The organism is Methylorubrum sp. POS3 (assembly GCF_043352485.1).
GTDB classification, from domain to species: Bacteria; Pseudomonadota; Alphaproteobacteria; order Rhizobiales; family Beijerinckiaceae; genus Methylobacterium; species Methylobacterium suomiense.
In genome coordinates this window covers 1,157,953-1,175,333 of record NZ_JAPRBT010000001.1, presented here as the reverse complement: position 1 = coordinate 1,175,333, position 17,381 = coordinate 1,157,953, and the positions used below count along the sequence as shown (strand labels likewise).

At 71.1% G+C, this 17,381-nt stretch carries 17 protein-coding genes; 9 read left to right on the top strand and 8 right to left on the bottom strand.

From position 1 onward, the window contains the following. The first annotated feature begins 3 nt into the window (after positions 1-3). Positions 4-993, top strand: coding sequence for a hypothetical protein (locus OWC43_RS05465; protein ID WP_393955978.1), 990 nt, complete (start codon positions 4-6; stop codon positions 991-993). Positions 994-1,062: 69 nt separating this feature from the next. On the opposite strand, the gene OWC43_RS05460 is transcribed toward OWC43_RS05465, so the two are convergent. The 3 genes from OWC43_RS05460 to OWC43_RS05450 all read right to left on the bottom strand — a co-directional run bounded on the left by OWC43_RS05460 (position 1,063) and on the right by OWC43_RS05450 (position 4,216). Beyond that, positions 1,063-1,410, bottom strand: coding sequence for a DUF1491 family protein (locus tag OWC43_RS05460; RefSeq protein WP_137827516.1), 348 nt, complete (start codon positions 1,408-1,410; stop codon positions 1,063-1,065). A gap of 43 nt (positions 1,411-1,453) precedes the next feature. Then, on the bottom strand, positions 1,454-2,263 hold the full coding sequence (locus tag OWC43_RS05455; RefSeq protein WP_393955977.1) for a peptidoglycan-binding protein: 810 nt from the start codon (positions 2,261-2,263) through the stop codon (positions 1,454-1,456). A gap of 66 nt (positions 2,264-2,329) precedes the next feature. Further along, positions 2,330-4,216, bottom strand: a complete 1,887-nt coding sequence (locus tag OWC43_RS05450; RefSeq protein WP_393955976.1) for an ATP-binding protein — start codon at positions 4,214-4,216, stop codon at positions 2,330-2,332. 436 nt (positions 4,217-4,652) lie between these two features. Here OWC43_RS05450 and OWC43_RS05445 point away from each other — a divergent pair, with 436 nt between their 5' ends. Next, positions 4,653-4,949: a hypothetical protein gene (locus OWC43_RS05445; protein WP_393955975.1), complete on the top strand. Its 297-nt coding sequence runs from the start codon at positions 4,653-4,655 to the stop codon at positions 4,947-4,949. Positions 4,950-4,976: 27 nt separating this feature from the next. On the opposite strand, the gene dgcA is transcribed toward OWC43_RS05445, so the two are convergent. From dgcA to OWC43_RS05425, 4 genes are all read right to left on the bottom strand, one after another. Continuing rightward, complete coding sequence (gene dgcA, locus OWC43_RS05440; protein ID WP_393955974.1) at positions 4,977-5,960, bottom strand: N-acetyl-D-Glu racemase DgcA; 984 nt, start codon at positions 5,958-5,960, stop codon at positions 4,977-4,979. 15 nt (positions 5,961-5,975) lie between these two features. After that, positions 5,976-6,986, bottom strand: coding sequence for an N-acetyltransferase DgcN (dgcN, locus tag OWC43_RS05435; RefSeq protein WP_393955973.1), 1,011 nt, complete (start codon positions 6,984-6,986; stop codon positions 5,976-5,978). Positions 6,987-7,026: 40 nt separating this feature from the next. Next, positions 7,027-8,160, bottom strand: a complete 1,134-nt coding sequence (locus OWC43_RS05430; RefSeq protein WP_393955972.1) for an NAD(P)/FAD-dependent oxidoreductase — start codon at positions 8,158-8,160, stop codon at positions 7,027-7,029. 99 nt (positions 8,161-8,259) lie between these two features. After that, positions 8,260-9,537 (bottom strand): hypothetical protein, encoded by a 1,278-nt coding sequence (locus OWC43_RS05425; protein ID WP_393955971.1) that lies wholly within the window; start codon positions 9,535-9,537, stop codon positions 8,260-8,262. Positions 9,538-9,813: 276 nt separating this feature from the next. Here OWC43_RS05425 and flgB point away from each other — a divergent pair, with 276 nt between their 5' ends. The 7 genes from flgB (at position 9,814) to cckA (ending at position 16,151) form a co-directional block, all read left to right on the top strand. Next, the gene (gene flgB, locus OWC43_RS05420) at positions 9,814-10,236 is read left to right on the top strand and encodes a flagellar basal body rod protein FlgB (RefSeq protein ID WP_393955970.1); all 423 of its coding nucleotides are present in this window, start codon (positions 9,814-9,816) and stop codon (positions 10,234-10,236) included. Between the two features lie 12 nt (positions 10,237-10,248). Then, a complete protein-coding gene (flgC, locus tag OWC43_RS05415; protein ID WP_137827525.1) occupies positions 10,249-10,659 on the top strand; it encodes a flagellar basal body rod protein FlgC in 411 nt (136 codons plus the stop codon). 2 nt (positions 10,660-10,661) lie between these two features. Then, complete coding sequence (gene fliE / locus OWC43_RS05410) at positions 10,662-10,973, top strand: flagellar hook-basal body complex protein FliE (RefSeq protein ID WP_137827526.1); 312 nt, start codon at positions 10,662-10,664, stop codon at positions 10,971-10,973. Positions 10,974-11,159: 186 nt separating this feature from the next. Next, positions 11,160-11,426 (top strand): flagellar biosynthesis protein FliQ, encoded by a 267-nt coding sequence (fliQ, locus tag OWC43_RS05405; RefSeq protein WP_137827527.1) that lies wholly within the window; start codon positions 11,160-11,162, stop codon positions 11,424-11,426. Between the two features lie 33 nt (positions 11,427-11,459). Beyond that, entirely contained in the window at positions 11,460-12,236 is a 777-nt protein-coding gene (fliR, locus tag OWC43_RS05400; protein WP_137827528.1) for a flagellar biosynthetic protein FliR, read from the top strand. A gap of 41 nt (positions 12,237-12,277) precedes the next feature. Further along, entirely contained in the window at positions 12,278-13,345 is a 1,068-nt protein-coding gene (flhB, locus tag OWC43_RS05395) for a flagellar biosynthesis protein FlhB (protein ID WP_393955969.1), read from the top strand. Between the two features lie 118 nt (positions 13,346-13,463). Next, entirely contained in the window at positions 13,464-16,151 is a 2,688-nt protein-coding gene (gene cckA, locus OWC43_RS05390; protein ID WP_137827530.1) for a cell cycle histidine kinase CckA, read from the top strand. Between the two features lie 90 nt (positions 16,152-16,241). Here cckA and OWC43_RS05385 read toward each other — a convergent pair whose 3' ends face one another. After that, positions 16,242-17,306 (bottom strand): putative zinc-binding metallopeptidase, encoded by a 1,065-nt coding sequence (locus tag OWC43_RS05385; RefSeq protein WP_137827531.1) that lies wholly within the window; start codon positions 17,304-17,306, stop codon positions 16,242-16,244. Between the last annotated feature and the right edge of the window lie 75 nt (positions 17,307-17,381).

The following is a 17,381-nucleotide window of genomic DNA, read 5'->3' as shown; positions in this document are numbered from 1 at the left end:
GCCATGCCCGCATCGGTCTCCGCCGCGCCGGACCTGTCCGGCCTCATCGAGCTGTCGCGCGATCCCGCGCTCGACCTCAAGCCCGTGATCCTGCGGGTGCAGACCGACATGTTCGTCGCCGCCCCCAATCGCGACCGGGCGATGATCCACGCCTTCGAATCCCTGGCGGCGGGCCTGATCCCGACGGTGGACGACGCGACGGCCACGATCGTCGCCGACAAGCTCGGCGGCTGTCCCGACCTGCCGGACGCGGTCCGCGCCGCCCTCGCCGCCCGCGGTCTCGATGTCGCCCCGCCGCGTCCGCCCCAGGACCAGGCGGAGGCCGACCGCGAGCTCGCCGAGAATCCGGGCGTCCTGATCGGCACGCGGGTGCTGGAGCGTCTGCTGGCGCGGGCGCGCCGCGACGCGGATCTGGCGCGCATCCTGCTCGCCCGGCCCGATATTCCCGCCGCCGATCTCGCGCCGCTCTGGCTTCATGCCGATGCGGATGGCCGCCGGGCGATCGGCGAGGCGGTGGAAGCCACCGCGGCCCTGCGCCCCTGCCCTCACGCTCCCCGGGCTCTCGCCTCGGCGTTGGTGCAGCTCTCCCATGCCCGAGACGTGAACGGCTTTGTCACGGCCCTCGGCGAAGGCCTCGGCCTGCCCCAGGATTATCTGACCGCTGCCCCCGACCCGGCGTCCCGCTACGACCTGCTGACGCTGGCCTTGCGCGCCGCCGACCTCAGCGAGGGCGAGGCGGTCTTCGTGTTCCTCACCCTCAACGACACCGTGGCGCGCTCGGTGGACCGGGTCTTCTCCCTCGTCACGCTGTTTCGCGAGACCAGCCGGGCCGGCGCCCGCGATCTCCTCGTGGCCATCCTGGGCGCACCGGTCCTGGAGCGCGGCGCCCAGGCCGAGCATCGGCCGTTCCACGGCCCGGAGGCCGCCAAGTCCCGCAGCGCCGCGACCGCCGTGCGCCCGGCCCTGCCGTCCCGGCTGCGCCGCACGAGCTGACCCGCTGAGGACCTGAAGCGCGGGTACGACCCCGCAGAGGCCGCCCCCTGTCGATCCTGGCCTCCCCGGTCAGAGCGACTCGGCGAGGGGGAGCGCGTGGCGATCCTGGGCATCGTCGATCTCCACGATCCAGAGATCGGAATCGAAGCGCATCTCGCGGGTCAGGCGCTCCTCCACCTCGAAGGAGGGCACGGCCGCCAGAAGCGGGCTGAACCGGCGGTCACCGTCGTCTTCCGCGTCGATCAGGGATTGCGGAGCCGGGCCGAACAGGTCGGCGGTGCCGTCGAGCCGATCGACCTTGATGAAGATCGCCCCCGCCTCCGCGGCGCCGCGCCGACGCAGCACCGCGGGCACGCCCTCGCCGTTCAGGCGACGCAGATGGGCCGAGACCCAGAAATCGGAGCGCAGGCGTGCCATGGGGGCCTGATAGGCCCCCTCCCCCGCCCCGTCGAGGCGGATATCAGCCCTGGGCGGCGGAAGCCTTGGCGGTCAGCTCGCGGAGGGTGCGGCCCGCGGCCTCGCCCTTGACCGGCAATTTGCGATCGCGCTCGAACCGCTCGATCGCCGCCTTGGTGCCGGGCCCCATCATCCCGTCGTCCTTCAGGGGGCCGTAGCCGAGCTTGGCCAGGGCGCGCTGAACGCGGGCGACCTGGGGATCGGGCTTCGCGGGATCGGGCTTCGCGGGATCGGGCTTCGCCGCATCGGATTTGGCCGCTTCGAGCTTTGCCGGATCCGGCTTCGTCACCGCCGGCCGGGCATTCTCGCGGACGGACGGCTTCGGCGTGACCGAGGCGGTGGTCTCGCTCGAACGGAGCATGTCGGCGATCGGATCGCGCGGTGCCGGCGCGGGTGCTTCCGTGCGGACCTCCCGCGGCGGGGCGGTCCGGGCCGGCACCGGCTTGGCCTCGGCCAGCTTCGGATCGCCGGCTCGGGCCGGAGCGGGTTTGGCCGCCTGAGTCTTGGCGTCGAGGGCTTTCGCCTCGACCGTCGGCAGGATCGGCGCCGGGTGACGGCCCTCCTGAAAGCCGACCGCGTTGAGACAGACGGTGAGCGCCGCACCGGCCCCGAGGACGGTTCCGAGCGCTCCGCCGGGATGGCGCAGGCAGAATTGCGCCGCCGTGCGGGCGAAGGTCATCACGGAGCCCAAGGCACCCTGGGGCGCCGTGGCTCGGGGCATCCGGCGCGGACCGGCCCTGCCGGAACGCCCGTCTCTCATGTCGCCCGGCACGACGATGTCCCGTCGATCCCGTCCGGCGGGTGTCTCCCGCATCATCCGACTCCTCGTTTGGTCGTCTTCAGGTCCGCTTTTGATCGCTTTCGCCCCTCACGGCCCGTTTCACCCGGCCCGCCGCATCGGCGGGTGGGCCGTGGAGACAGGCGCGGGATCGAACAGCCCGACCGGCAGGCGGATCGGCCCCGCGGCGATCTCCGGGACCGCACCCCGCACCGAGGTGCGGATCGGCGCGGGCTGGCTGCCGTTGCGGACGCGGCTGCAATCGAGCGGCAGCGTCACGGCCACCAGGGTGCCCTTGCCCGGCGCGCTCTCCACCGAGACCGAGCCGCCATGCAGCCCGGCGAGGCCACGCACCACGGAGAGACCGAGGCCGGTTCCCTCATGACTGCGGCCGTAGCCGCCGCCGACCTGGAAGAAGGGGTCGCCCAGCCGCGGCAGATCGGCCTCGCCGACGCCGATGCCGTTATCGGCCACGACGAAGTCGAGATAGCCGCCACCGCGGCGCACCAGAACCTCGACGTGCCCGCCCCGCGGCGTGAACTTCACGGCATTGGAGATCAGGTTGATGAGCATCTGACGGCAGGCGCGGGCATCGGCGATCAGGGCGCTGCCGGCCGGCACGGGCGCGAAGGTCAGCGCGACCCCCGAGGCATCGGCCTTGAGCCGCATCAGGTCGCAGCAGCCGCGGATCAGCGCCTCGACGTCGATCGGCTCCGGCTGGAAGTCGAAGTGACCGCTGCGAATGCGCGAGATGTCGAGCAGGGTGTTCACCACGTCGAGGAGGTGGCGACCGGAATGGCCGATGATGCCGGCATATTCCTGGGTCCGCTCCGGCGACAGGCTCATGGAGCCCTCGCCCGCCAGCACGTCGGAGAAGCCGATGATGGCATTCAGGGGCGTGCGCAGCTCGTGGCTGACGGTGGCGAGGAAGTGCGTCTTCACCTCGTCGGCCCGTTCGGCCTCGGCGCGGGCCCGGTCGAGTTCGGCCGCGTGGCGGCGATGCTCGGACACGTCGCGCGTCACCGCCACGACGGTGCCGCCATTGGCCCCGGCGAGCGCGGCCTCGATCCGGTGGGCGCGCATCTCGGCATGGATGGTACGGGCGCCGTCGGCACGGGCGGCGTCGAGATGAAGGCGGAAGGGCACGGTGGCCGGAACACCCGTGGCGGCCACGTCGCTGATCGCCTGGAGCAGAGCCGGACGGTCGCCGATATGGACGCGGTCGAGCAGGCCGTGCCCCCGCAGGCGGCCCGGATCGGCGCCGACGAAGCGGGCCGACGAGCCGCTGGCCTCGAGCACCCGGCCATTGGCATCGTGCCACGTCACGAGGTCGTCGATGGCCGAGAGCAGCAGGCGGTCGCGGGCCTCGTTGTCCCGCATGCGGGCGCGCCACTCGCCCTCGCGGCGGATATGCTCGATCGCCTGGGCGGTGATGTGGCCGATCGCCGTGATGGCGAAGACCGGGATCGCCACGGAATTGGGCCAATCGAGATCGGGGCCGCCGAGGGAAAGATGGCCGGAGAAGGCCACGGCGATGGCGCCGAGGCCCGCGATGATCGCGGCGGCGAGGGTCGCCCGGCGCGAGCCGGACACCATCGCCTCCAGCGGCACCGCCACGAGCCAGATCGCGGCGGCCGAACTCGGTCCCCCGGTGAGTGCGGCGAGGCAGACGAGAAGACCGGTGAGCCCCGCCGAGGACAGGGCATGGGCGACCCAGAGCGAGCCGGTGCGCGACAGCACGACGGCGGCGAGAACCGGCAGGAACAGGCTGGCGATGGCCAGGGCCTCGACGCCGCTCGGAACGCCGCGCCAGAGGAGGTAGGGCGGCATCGCCGCCATCATCACGGCCCCGGTGGCCAGACGCGAAACGAGGAAGCGCTCGTGGCGGAAGCGGATGCCGGGCTCCGCCAGGGCCGAGGCATGGACGAGACCGGCAAGCCGGGCGTCGAAGAGAGAGGCTAGGGTACCGTCGTTACGCAACACCACCACGCACAGCACAGGATCCAGGGCCTGAAGTCCCTCAGGACGCTGCCGTCGCGCCCTCCGTCCGAAGAAGGAAGGGCACCGCTCGGAAGCTTTCAGAGGCACTCTTACGCTGGCCGGATCTCGCGCCCCTCGACTGCTCGTTACAACGACGAGAACCGTCGCAGAGGCGGTTTAAGCGAGGATGAAAAGGGTCGGTCGCTTGCCGTCCATCGGGGCCTCGGACGGGCTCCGGCACACCCGTTTCGGGAGCGTTTTCCGCCCTTGTCCACAGAGCCTGGCAGAGCATCGTGAAGGGCGAACGGGGCAGAACAAGGCTTCGTTCACCACGTCCACGCATCGCCGCGCTTTCGTGCGCCGGCAACCTCGGTCCGTGCACCGGCCGGTGCCATTCTCAGGGCCGATCCCGAGGCGGCCGCGGCCGCGAGCCCGGACCGGACCCATGACCTTCCTCCTGCGCGCCGCCCTGGTGATCGGCGTCCTGTCCTACTTGGCCGCCACGCGGCAGGGCGCGACGCCCCCAGCGGTCGACACCGCCCAACTGCGCGCGACCGTGGAACGGACCACGCAGGGCCTCGCCCATCTCGCCACGGCCCTGCCGCCCGAAGCGCGGGCGGAAGCCCTGCGGATCGGCAGCGAGGCCCTGTCCAGCCGGATCACCGGCCACGCGACCTCCGCCGACACGCTCTCGGCCAGCGACCGGCTGCCGCCCTGGCGGGGGACGGGCGAAACGCGATGAGGATCCCGGCACCCATTCCAGGGCTGGTTACCCCCACAGCTCCGGCTCCGGCGGGTGCACCGTGCTTCCCTCGTAGAAGAGGGACGGCGCGCGATCCTGCGCCAGGAGAAGCGGCCCATCGAGATCGACATAGGCGGCGTGGTGGGCGATCAGCATCGCGGGGGCCATGGCGAGGGAAGTGCCGACCATGCAGCCCACCATGATCTCGAAGCCGCGGGCCCGGGCCTCGTGGGCCAGCCGGATCGCCTCGGTGAGGCCGCCGGCCTTGTCGAGCTTGATGTTGATCGCGTCGTAGCGCTTGGCCAGCGCATCGAGCCCGGCCCGGTCGTGCAGGCTCTCGTCGGCGCAGATCGGAATGGTGCGCGGGATCTCCGCCAGCAGGCCGTCCTCGTCGGCGGGCAACGGTTGCTCGATCAGCGCGACGCCCGCCGCCGCACAGGCGGCGAGATTGGCCTCGATCGTCTCCGCCCGCCACGCCTCGTTGGCATCGACGATGAGGCGGGACTCCGGCGCGCCGCGACGCACGGCGGCGATCCGCTCGGGATCGCCCTCGCCGCCGAGCTTCACCTTGAGCAGCGGCCGGTGCGCGGCGAGGCGGGCCGCCGCCTCCATCGCCTCCGGCGTGCCCAGGCTCAGCGTGTAGGCGGTGGTGACGGGACCGGGCTCCGACAGGCCGGCGATGGCCCAGGCCGGACGGCCCTGGTGCTTGGCCTCGTAATCCCACAGGGCACAGTCGAGGGCGTTGCGGGCCGCGCCCGGACCCAGGCGCTCGAACAGGTCCGAGCGGGTGCCGCTGCCGGCGAGCCATTCGGCCTGGGCCTCGATGGCGGCGACGACGCTCTCCACGCTCTCGCCGTAGCGGGCATAGGGCACGCACTCGCCCCGCCCGCGCGCGGCCCCGTCCTCGACGGTCGCGGTGACGACGACGGCCTCGGTGCGGCTGCCACGGGCGATGGTGAAGGCTCCGGCGATGGGGAAGCGCTCGACGGCGACGGTGAGGCGGCGGGGCATCGGGGTCTCCCCTCCTCAGGCCGGGAACTCGGTCGCGAGACGATCGAGGATCGCCTCGACACCGAAGCGCACCGGATCGGTCGCGGGCAGGCCGTGGGCCGCCTCCGCCTCTTGGAGCAGCGTGCGGGCCTGCGGCTCGGACAGGCTCTCGGTGTTGACGGCGATGCCGACGGCGCGGATCGACGGATTGGTGAGCCGGCCGCAGCGGATCGTCAGGTCGATCACCTCGCGGATCGAGGGCAAGGAGGCCTCGACGCCGCGCATCCGGGTGCGGGTCGGCTCGTGGCAGACCACGAAGGCGTCCGCCTGCGCCCCGTGCAGCAGACCGAGGCTGACCCCGGCGAAGGAGGGGTGGAACAGCGAGCCCTGACCCTCGATCAGGTCCCAGTGACCGGGATCGGCGGCGGGGGAGACCCACTCGACGGCACCGGAGATGAAATCGGCCACCACGGCGTCGATGGCCACGCCCCGGCCGGAGATGAAGACCCCGGTCTGGCCGGTGGCGCGGAAATCCGCGTCGAGCCCGCGGGCGCGCATGCCCTTCTCAAGGGCGAGCGCGGTGTACTTCTTGCCGACCGAGCAATCGGTGCCGACGGTGAGCAGGCGGCGGCCGGACCGCTTGGTACCCTTGCCGGTCGGGAAGGTCTCGGTGGTGTGGCGGACATCGTGCAGCGCCCGGCCGTTGCGCTCAGCGGCCTCGGCGATCCGCGGGATCGATCCGAGCCGCACGTGCAGGCCGCTCGCCACGTCGAGCCCCGCTTCCAGAGCCGAGACGATCTCCGCCACCCAATGCTCGGGCAGGACGCCGCCGGCATTGGCGACGCCGATCACCATGGTCTTGCAGCCGTGCTCGACGGCTTGGGCAAGCGTCAGGTCGGGGATGCCGAGATCGGCGGCACATCCCTCCGTGCGGACTTGCCCGACACACCATTCGGGCCGCCAATCATTGATGCCGTAGGCCGTCTTGGCAGCGAGGCGATCCGGCACGTCGCCGAGGAACATCAGGTAGGGCGTGGCGATCTGCATCGATTCGGTCCCGTCCGGCGTGTGAGGCCGCCCGATTCGTCTATGCGCGATCCGTGCCCGATGCGCGAGAGGCAGACGCGCCCGCGCAGAGCCGATCCGCCACCGCCTCGGCGAGCGACAGCGACGAGGTCAGTCCGGGACTCTCAATGCCGAAGAGTTGAACGAGGCCGGGCAGGCCGTGCTCGGCCGGGCCATCGATGACGAAATCGGCGGCGGCCTCGCCTGGACCCGAGAGCTTGGGGCGGATGCCCGCATAATCCGGCGTCAGCCGATCCTCGGCGAGGGCGGGCCAGTAGCGCCGGATCGCCGCCGCGAAGGCTGCCGCGCGGCCGGGCGCGACCGCGTAATCCTCCGTCTCTACCCACTCGACATCGGGGCCGAAGCGCATGCGGCCGGCCAGATCGAGGGTGAGATGGATGCCCAATCCCCCCTCGACCGGAGCGGGGTAGATCAGCCGTGAGAAGGCGGGGCGGCCGGTGCAGCCGAAATAGCTGCCCTTGGCCAGGACCTGGCGCGGCACCCGTTCCGGTGCCACCCCCGCGATCCGCCGGGCGAGCGCCTGCGCTCCGATCCCGGCGGCATTGACGAGGACGTCGACCGCCAGCGTGTCGGGCGCCTCGCCGCCGAAGCGCACGCGCCAGCGCCCGTCGCGGCGTTCCGCGGACAGGATCGGCGTGCGCAGCGCCAGCGCGCCGCCCGCATCCTCGATCTCGCCGAGCAGCGCCAGCATCAAGGCGTGGCTGTCGACGATGCCGGTGGCGGGGGAGTGCAGCGCCGCCACGCAGGACAGGGCCGGCTCCAAGGCCACCGCCGCATCGCGCTCCAGAAAGGCCAAGTCCTCGACCCCGTTGGCCTGCCCGCGGGTGAAGATCGTCTCGAGCGCGGCCCGCTCCGTCTCGGAGGTCGCGACGATCAGCTTGCCGCAGAGGCGGTAGGGCACGCCGTGGCTCTCGCAGAAGGCGACGAGACGGCGGCGTCCCTCGACGCAGTGGCGGGCGCGGAGCGAACCGGGGGGATAGTACATCCCGCCATGGATCACCTCGGAGCTGCGGGCGGAGACGCCGGTGCCGAACGCCTCGGCGGCCTCGGCGACGATGACCGAGGCTCCGCGTCGGGCGAGCTCCCGCCCGACCGCGAGACCGACCACCCCGGCTCCGACGACGAGCGCTTCCATGCTCAGCGGCTCCGTTGCGTGCGCCGGGTCCGTTGCGTGCGCCGGGTCCGTGGCCACGGACGGAGGCGCGTCGATCTCGGGCGCAATTCTGTCGGTCCCTTAACCCTTCTTGTCGAGGGGACGGCCGAGCAGGCGAGCGAATTCGGCCTCAATTTCCTCGACGGAGAAGGGACTCTGCCCGGGGGCTTCCGCGCTCGGCGCCGCGGCCTCGGGCCTCGACGGATCCGGCTTCGGCGATCCGGACGGGGGGACGGGCCGCGCCTCGGGTTCCGGCACCGTCCTCGGGGCCGGCGCCACGTCCGCAGGCCGCGCGGGCACGGGCACGGGCACGGGCACGGCGGGCGTGGCTCTGGCGGGTTCGGGCTTCACCTCCGGATCGGGCCGGGGCACCGGGGCACCTTGTCCCTCACCCGCCACCGGGTTGGCCGAGGCGGGCGGCGGCGGCGTGGGGGCAGCCGGGGGCAGCGGGTCGGCCTGGGCGGTCGCCATCGCCGCGGCGAGCGGATTGGGCTGGGCATCCGCCGCGACTGGCGCCGGCGATGCGGCGGCCTCCGCAGCGCCTGGTGGCGGCGTCACCGCGGAGGACGGGCGCTTGAGCGCGACCTGCAGCTGGCGGGCCATGTCGGACAGGACCGCCGGATCGACCGGGCGCGGCCCTCGGCCCGCGATGACCGGCGGGGTCTCGGGAACCGGCTCGGAGGCCGGTGGGGGCTCGGGCGTGGGGATCGGCGTGGGGGTCGGCGCAGCGATGATGGGCGCGGCGGAGGACGCAGCCTCGGGGGTCGCGCCGGCGAGGGGCGGCGCGGTGCGCCGGATCAGGCGCCCGACCGGCGAGGCCGGACGGGCGCGGGCGGGCGCGGATGGCGCAGGCGGGGGGACGACGTCCGGCTCGAAGAGGCCAGGATCGAGCGGCGGCGAGCGCTCCGGATGCGGCGGCTCGGCGCCGGGCACGGCGGGCGGCACCACCTCGGGCATCGCGAAGGCCGGCGGCGCCGGGCTGTCGAGGAATTTTTCCGTCCGCGCGGTCTCGTGCGTGGGATCGGCGGCGAGTTCGGGTTCCGGCGCGAAGCGTGGGCCGGAGCCGCGCTGGATATGGCGCTCGATGACCACATCGTTCGGCCCGCCGACCAGGAGCAGATGTTCCACGTTGTCCCGCCGCAGCAGGATCAGCTGACGCTGCCGGTCGAGTTCGTAGATGTCGACGATGCCGAGCCGCGGCTGGCGGCCGCGCCCGTTCGCCCCCCCGTTGAGGGACGTTCCCCGCCCGGACAGCCGCCGGAACAGCAGGACCGCCCCGACCAACAGAACCAGGATGATCAGGAAGATCACCAGGAACTGCACGACGAAGGAGCCGTCGGAACTGAAGAACGCTTGCAAGACCGCTGTCTTTCGCCGTCGATCGGGGTCTGGTTCGGACCCCTCGTGGGACCGCGTGATTATTGCTGCCGCGCGGTAGACCCGCAAGAAATCCGAATCATTCGTTAACAGCTGCTTGGAGGGTACGCCGCTTCGTTTTGGGACATCGGCGCCGGCCGCCAGGCAGGATTTGCCCGGTTAACGCGTCCTTAACCATCAGGACGGCAGATTCTGCCGGGTCCGGATCCCCTCCCCGTCCCACAGGGCAGGCCCCGGGCGCCTCGGCAAGGTCCCCTCATGTCCCTCACCGACCTGCCCATCCTCGGCATGCTGCGCACCCGGATGCACTGGCATCAGGCCCGGCAGGCGTTGCTCGCCGAGAACGTCGCCAACGCCGATCTGCCGGGCTTCCGCCCGCGCGACCTCGCCGAGCCGGCCGGCAACGGCACGGCGGCCGGGCTCGCCGCGCCCGTCGGCGCCTCGGTCGGCGGCGACGGCCTCGCCCGCACCGAGCCCGCCCATTTCGGCCTGTCGACGCAGGACGGCCCCAATGCCGACCCGCGCCGCTTCAAAGGCTTCGAGGTGCGTCCCTCGGGGAACGGCGTGAACTTGGAAGAAGAGATGATGAAGGCCGGCGACAATCAGTCGGACTATCAGCTCGTCGCCTCGCTCTACCAGAAGAGCCTCGACGCCCTGAAGATCGCCGTCGGCAAGCGCTGATCGAGGACCATCATGGATTTCCTGAAAAGCCTCGGCATCGCCGCGTCCGGCCTCAAGGCGCAATCGGGGCGGATGCGCATCATCGCCGAAAACATCGCCAACGCCGATTCCACCGCGACCACCGCCGGCGGCGAGCCCTATCGGCGCAAGATCCCGACCTTCTCCAGCCGGCTCGACCGGGAACTGAACGCCAACGTGATCGAAGCCGGGCGCGTCCGCCGCGATTCAGCGCCGTTCCGCACCAAGTACGATCCGGGCAACCCCGCTGCGGACGCCCGCGGCGAGGTACGGCTGCCCAACGTCAACGGGCTCATCGAGAACATGGATATGCGCGAGGCCCAGCGCTCCTACGAGGCCAACCTCAACATGGTCACCGCGACCCGGCGGATGATCTCCAAGACCCTCGAGATCCTGAAGGCCTGACCATGCCGACCTCCGCCTTCGCCGCGGGCGCCTACGCCGCCGCCCAGGGCATCGCCCGTCCGGGCGGGCCGAAGCCGGTCCAGGCGACGGGCGCCGGCAACGGCTTCACCGGCCTCCTGCAGCAGACCCTCGACGGGGTGGCGCAGTCCGGCGAGAAGGCCGACCGGGCCGCCCTCTCGGCCGCCGCCGGCAAGGCCAACGTGGTCGATGTCGTCACCGCCGTCGCCGAGAGCGAGACCGCCCTCCAGACCCTGGTGGCCGTCCGCGATCGCGTGATCTCGGCCTACGAAGAGATCATGCGGATGCCGATCTGATTTTTTTTGAGAACGTCCCCTCCCATCCATCCCCCTCATCCTGAGGTGCCGCGTCAGCGGCCTCGAAGGAGAGCTCCAGCACCCGCCGCGCTCCCTGGAGCCCTCCTTCGAGGCTCCGCCTTCGGCTTCGCACCTCAGCATGAGGGCACGGGTGAGAGCGGGGGCATCTCGAAAGATTCGCGCGTCATGACCGGCCTCGCCATCCTCGACATCGCCCGCGACGGCATCTTCGTCTTCCTGAAGGTGGCCGGGCCGCTCATGCTGGTCGCGCTCGTCGTCGGCCTCGTCGTCTCGCTGTTCCAGGCACTGACGCAGATCCAGGAGCAGACCCTGATCTACGTGCCCAAGATCGTGACGGTGTTCGGCGTGCTGCTCCTGATGCTGCCCTTCATGGGCGACGCGATGGCGTCCTACATGGCCCGCATCGCCGCCCGCATCGCGGCGGGCGGATGATGCGCCGCGCGGCGCAGTGTAGAACGGCCGGGAATGGCCGCTTCGCTCAATCTGCTGCTGCCCGGCCTCGCCGCGGCCTATCTCCTCACCTTCGCCCGGGTCGGCACGCTGATCATGCTGATGCCGGGCGTAGGGGAGCAGCTCGTCTCCGCGCGGCTGCGGCTCGCCCTGGCGCTTCTCGTCACGCTGGTGCTGTTCCCGGTGGTTCGGCCGATGCTGCCGGCGATCAACGGCGCGCTGGCCCCGCCCACCCTGATCGGCCTTCTGTTCAGCGAGATCCTGATTGGGCTGATGCTGGGTCTGTGCGTGCGCATGGTGCTCGCCGCGCTGACGACCGCCGGCAACGTCATCTCGCAGCAGCTCGGCCTGTCCTACGCCATGACGGTGGACCCGACGATGGGCGGGCAGCAGGCGGCGGTCGGCAACTTCCTCTCGCTCCTCGGCATCACCCTGGTGATGGCGACCGACCTGCATCACTTGGCGCTCGAAGGGATCGCCCGCAGCTACGTCGTGCTGCCCCCCACCGGCCTGCCGGCGATGGGAGATGCGGCCAAGCTCGCGCTCGACGCCTTCGCCCGCAGCTTCGCCCTCGGCGTGCGGATCGCCGGCCCGTTCATCGTCTTCGCGATCCTGTTCAATCTCGGGCTCGGCGTGCTGTCGCGGCTGATGCCGCAATTGCAGGTCTTCTTCCTCGCAGTGCCGGCCTCGGTCATTCTCGGCATGCTGATCCTGGTCGGCGCGCTGGGCCTGCTCATGAGCCTGTTCCTGGACGATCTCGGCCGCTATCTCGGCCAGCTCGTCGGGCGATGAGCCGACGCCATCACGCCGCGCCCATGGTCGGAGCCTGATCGATGGCCGAGGAAACCGACCAGGAAGACAAGACCGAAGAGCCGACCTTCCGACGCATCGAGCAGGCGATCGAACGCGGCGACGTGCCCAACAGCCCCGAGATCTACACCTTCTTCATCCTGGCGGCGCTGACGCTGGCGCTGATCCTGTCGGCCAAGCCCATGGCGGAGGGCCTGTCGCGCGACATGCGCGGCTTCCTCCTCCATGCGGGCGAATTGCCCGCCGATTCCGGCACCTATCTCGGCGTCGGGATGCGGGCAGCCTGGATCAGTCTGAAGGCGCTCGCGGTACCGCTCGGGCTCGCCCTGGTGGCCGCGATCGCCGCAGGTTTCCTCCAGCACCGGCCGATCCTGACCGCGCAGAGCCTGATGCCGCAGATCTCGCGCATCTCGCCGATGGCCGGAATGAAGCGGCTGTTCGGGATGGAGGCCTGGGTCAACTTCGGCAAGGGTCTGGCCAAGATCCTCCTCGTCGGCGTCGTGGCTGGGGCGATCCTGTGGGCCGAGCACGACCGCGCGGAGTCGTTCGCCCAGCTCGAACCCGGCGCCGCCCTGGCCGCGACGCTCTCGCTCGCCGTCAAGATGATGGGCGGGATGCTGGCGATCTACGCGGTGATCGCGCTCGGCGACGCGCTCTACCAGCGCCATCGCTGGCGGGCGCGCCTGCGCATGTCCAAGGAGGAGATGAAGCAGGAGCACAAGGAGAGCGAGGGCAGTCCCGAAGTGAAGGCCCGCCAGCGCCAGCTGCGCCAGGCGAAGGTGAAGAAGCGGATGATGGCCGCCGTGCCGACCGCCACCGTCGTGGTGACGAACCCGACCCACTTCGCCGTGGCCCTGCGCTACGAGGCTGGCATGGCCGCGCCCGTCTGCGTCGCCAAGGGCGTCGATTCCCTGGCGCTGCGCATCCGCGCGGTGGCGAAGGAGCACGGCGTGCCGGTGATGGAGAACCCGCCGCTGGCGCGCGCGCTCCACGCCACCGTCGAAGTCGACGACGAGATTCCCGCCGAGCATTATCGCGCGGTTGCGGAGGTGATCGGTTTCGTGCTTCGCCTGCGCCGCCGGGCCGCATGAGCGACCGGCGCACCGAAACCGGCGAAGTCCCTCAGACGCCACGGTTTATGCACCATTGTCGGGCAAATCTGATCCGACGGCGCGCCGAAGGCGGGCGTGAGGGGATGGGTAGGGCCTGATGGCTGAGGTCAGCGGACCAGCGGTGCCGGCGTCGGGCTCGATCGACCGCTCGGAGCGCCCGGGCCGGGTCGGGTTGCTGCTGATGCTGGCGGGCGTCCTCGTCGGCGCCGCCGTGGGACTGTCCTTCGTGGCGAACGAGCAGGCGCAGCCGCTCATCCTCGGCCTCCTGGCCCTCCTGGCCATGGCCGGGGTATTCTTCCTGTTCGCCCTCGCCATCGGGGCGATCCAGCTCGCCGGCCCGGCCTCGCGCGACGACATCACCCGCGCCATCGTCGACGCCGCCCCGGAGAGCAAGCTCGTCGTCGAGGACGGCGGCCGGATGATCTACGCCAACGAAGCCTATATGCGGCTCGCCGGCGGCGACAACTTCTCGAACCTGCGCCCCATCGAGCGCATCTTCGTCGGTGCGCCGGAGGTGTCGGAGGCCGTCTACCGCCTCGCCCAGGCCGCGCGGGACGAGCGCGCCTATACCGAGGAGATCCGGATGTCGCCGCCCCCCGGCGGGGCGGCGGAGCGCGATTTCGCGTGGTACCGCATCGCCGTGCGGCCGATCCCGCGCCCGCGCGGCGCGGCGGCGCTCTGGACGGTGAGCGACGTCACCCACGAGCGCGAGCGCCAGGAGAACGTCTTCCAGGAACTCCAGCACGCGATCGACTACCTCGACCACGCCCCCGCGGGCTTCCTCTCGATCGATGCCGCGGGCGCGATCGTCTACATGAACGCGACGCTCGCCTCCTGGCTCGGCTACGATCTCGCCACCGTCGGCTCGGGTGGCCTCAAGCTTCTCGAGATCGCGCCCGGCGCCGACGTGCTGTCCGCCGCGCCCGGCCTGCCGGGCGAAGTGCGCACCGACCGCTTCGACATCGACCTGCGCCGCCGCAACGGCCAGCCCCTGCCGACCCGGCTCTACCACCGCGTGGCCTATGGCCAGGACGGGGCGCCGGGCCCCTCGCGCACCTTCGTGCTCAACCGCTCGGCCGGCTCGGATTCCGACGAGCCGCAGCGGGCGGCGGAGGTGCGGCTCGCCCGCTTCCTGAACACCAGCCCGATCGCCATCGCCACCCTCGACGGCGAGGGCCGGGTCATCCGCGCCAACGCCTCCTTCGTGCGCCTGTTCTCCGGCATGCCGCGTCAGCCCGCCGCCGAATCCGGCCGCGAGGCACAGGAGCCGCTGATGCGCGACGCCGTGCTGGAGCGCGACCGTCAGGGGATCGAGGCGGTGCTGGCACGGGCCGCCAACGGCTTCGGCGGCCTCGACCCGATCGAGGTCGGCCTCTTGGGCGAGGGCGAGCGCTCGGCGCGCGTCTGGATGAGCCCGGCCGATGCCGACGGCACCCAGCGCGCCGAATCCGATGCCGACCGCGAACGGGTGATCCTCTACGCGCTGGACACCACGGCCCAGAGGCAGCTGGAGCAGCAGATCGCCCAGACCCAGAAGATGGACACCGTCGGGCAGCTCGCGGGCGGCATCGCCCACGACTTCAACAACGTCCTCCAGGCGATCATCGGCTACTCGGACCTGCTGCTCGCCAGCCACCGGCCGACCGACCACGCCTTCCAGGACATCATGCAGATCAAGCAGAACGCGAACCGGGCCGCGAGCCTGGTGCGCCAGCTGCTGGCCTTCTCCCGTCGCCAGACCCTGCGGCCGGAGGTGATGGATGTCGGCGAGGCCCTGTCCGACCTGACGCTGCTGCTCAAGCGCCTGCTCGGCGAGCGGGTGCAGCTCGATTTCCGCCACGGGCGCGACATCTGGCCGATCAAGGCCGACGTGAACCAGTTCGAGCAGGTGATCGTGAACCTCGCGGTCAATGCCCGCGACGCGATGCCCGGCGGCGGGCGCCTGCTGATCCGCACCACCAACTGCGCGGTGGATGCCGAGCGCCCGGTCGGCATCCCGGCGGGCGACCACGTGATGATCGAAGTCACCGATACCGGCGAGGGCATCCCGCCCGCGGTGCTCCAGAAGATCTTCGAGCCGTTCTTCACCACGAAGGAGATCGGCAAGGGCACGGGGCTCGGCCTCTCGACGGTGTTCGGCATCGTCAACCAGTCGGGCGGGGCCATCGACGTGCAATCGACCGTGGGCGAAGGCACCACGTTCCGCATCTACCTGCCGCGCCACGAGCCCGGCGCCGAGGCCCTGCCGGAGCCCGAACCCGCCCACGCGCTGCCCAAACCCGAGCGGACCGCCTCCGAGCCGAGCGAGGCGACGCCGACCGTCGGCGAGACGGCGGCTTCGCTCGAGGCCAAATCGGACGCGAAGCCGGCCCCGAAGCCCGCGCCGGAGCCGCAGAAACCCGCCGCCGACCATACCGGCCAGGGTACGGTGCTGCTGGTCGAGGACGAGGATCCGGTGCGCGCGGTCAATTCCCGCGCGCTCTCGGCCCGCGGCTACACGGTGCTGGAGGCCGCCTCCGGGGTCGAGGCCCTGCGCCTGATCGAGGAGCATGCCGACGGCATCGACGTCGTCGTCTCCGACGTGGTGATGCCCGAGATGGACGGCCCGACCCTGCTGCGCGAACTGCGCAAGCATCGGCCCGACCTCAAGGTGATCTTCGTCTCGGGCTACGCGGAGGATGCCTTCCGCAAGAACCTCCCGGAAGGCGAAGCCTTCAACTTCCTGCCGAAGCCGTTCAGCCTCAAGCAATTGGTCGAGACGGTGAAGACCACGATGGCAGGGTAGGACGGAACGCCTCTTCCCATACGCGCCCTCATCCCGAGAGACCCGCGCCCGCGGGCTTCAGGATGAGGGGGTGGGACGGCTGACGGTGCCTCACACGCGTCCGTGCACCAAACCGTGGATGAAGCCCAGCTTGCGCATCACCGGCGGGGCGATCACGAAGGGGTAGAGGTCGCCCTCGCCCATCGCCCGGTTCATGCTGTTGAGGGCGAACACCAGGGGCAGCCACGCATCCACGATCTGCTCGATGGTCTCGGCCGCGTAGGGGTCGAATCCGATCTTGGCGGTGATCTCGCCGGAGCGATCGACCTCGGGCTTCACCTCCAGGCCGAAGGCGCTCGCCATCTCCAGCGTGTCGACGATGTGGAGGTAATGCGCCCAGGTCTCGGCGAAATCCTCCCAGGGATGGGTGGTGGCGTAGGCGGAGACGAAGTTCTCCTGCCAGTCGGCCGGCGGGCCCTGGTTGTAATGGCGTTGGAGCGCCTCGCCGTAATCCTGAGAATCGTCGCCGAACACCGCCCGGCAGGCATCGAGCTTGCCCGCGTCCCGCACCAGCAGATCCCAGTAATGGTGTCCGACCTCGTGGCGGAAATGGCCGAGCAGGGTCCGGTAAGGTTCGCCCATGCTGGAGCGGCGCTTCTCGCGCTCGGCCGGATCCGCCTCGACGAGGGCGATGGTGATCACGCCGTTCTCGTGACCGGTCATCACCTTGGGGCCATCGGCGGAGGGCGGGTCGGCCAGGAAGTGGAAGATCAGGCCGTGCTCCGGATCCTCCGCGCGGGTCTTCAGCGGCAGGTTCCAGCGCAGCAGGGTGTAGAACAGCCGGTGCTTGGCCAGCTCCATCTCCTGCCAGCGCTGCAGGTTCATCGGGTCGGACACGTCCGGCACCGTGCCGTTGTGGCGGCAGGCGAGGCAGAACGCGTCGGTCGAGCCCGGCGGCACCATCCAGTTGCAGGTGTCGTGCGCCGCGTTGGTGCAGAGGAAGCTGGGGTTCTCAGGGATCGCCAGCGGGGTCCATGAATTGTTGTCGCCCGCCGGCGCCAAAGCCGAGAGCGTGCCGGCCTGGGGCAGGTAGCCGAGGCGGTGGCCGCAGCGCTGGCAGGTTCGGTTCTCGAAATACAGGATGTTGTCGCAGGACTGGCAGCGGAAGAGCTTCATCGGATCACGGGTGTCCTGAAGGCGTTGGGACGCCTTCCGTGCAACGGGCGTGCAAGTCCAGGACGCCGAGGAAGC

Coding starts and splice junctions, on each gene's coding strand:
- OWC43_RS05465 (WP_393955978.1), top strand. CDS start 4: ATGCCCGCATCGGTCTCCGCCGCGCCGGACCTGTCCGGCCTCATCGAG.
- OWC43_RS05460 (WP_137827516.1), bottom strand. CDS start 1,410: ATGGCACGCCTGCGCTCCGATTTCTGGGTCTCGGCCCATCTGCGTCGC.
- OWC43_RS05455 (WP_393955977.1), bottom strand. CDS start 2,263: ATGCGGGAGACACCCGCCGGACGGGATCGACGGGACATCGTCGTGCCG.
- OWC43_RS05445 (WP_393955975.1), top strand. CDS start 4,653: ATGACCTTCCTCCTGCGCGCCGCCCTGGTGATCGGCGTCCTGTCCTAC.
- dgcA (WP_393955974.1), bottom strand. CDS start 5,960: ATGCCCCGCCGCCTCACCGTCGCCGTCGAGCGCTTCCCCATCGCCGGA.
- dgcN (WP_393955973.1), bottom strand. CDS start 6,986: ATGCAGATCGCCACGCCCTACCTGATGTTCCTCGGCGACGTGCCGGAT.
- OWC43_RS05430 (WP_393955972.1), bottom strand. CDS start 8,160: ATGGAAGCGCTCGTCGTCGGAGCCGGGGTGGTCGGTCTCGCGGTCGGG.
- flgB (WP_393955970.1), top strand. CDS start 9,814: ATGTCCCTCACCGACCTGCCCATCCTCGGCATGCTGCGCACCCGGATG.
- flgC (WP_137827525.1), top strand. CDS start 10,249: ATGGATTTCCTGAAAAGCCTCGGCATCGCCGCGTCCGGCCTCAAGGCG.
- fliE (WP_137827526.1), top strand. CDS start 10,662: ATGCCGACCTCCGCCTTCGCCGCGGGCGCCTACGCCGCCGCCCAGGGC.
- fliQ (WP_137827527.1), top strand. CDS start 11,160: ATGACCGGCCTCGCCATCCTCGACATCGCCCGCGACGGCATCTTCGTC.
- fliR (WP_137827528.1), top strand. CDS start 11,460: ATGGCCGCTTCGCTCAATCTGCTGCTGCCCGGCCTCGCCGCGGCCTAT.
- flhB (WP_393955969.1), top strand. CDS start 12,278: ATGGCCGAGGAAACCGACCAGGAAGACAAGACCGAAGAGCCGACCTTC.
- cckA (WP_137827530.1), top strand. CDS start 13,464: ATGGCTGAGGTCAGCGGACCAGCGGTGCCGGCGTCGGGCTCGATCGAC.
- OWC43_RS05385 (WP_137827531.1), bottom strand. CDS start 17,306: ATGAAGCTCTTCCGCTGCCAGTCCTGCGACAACATCCTGTATTTCGAG.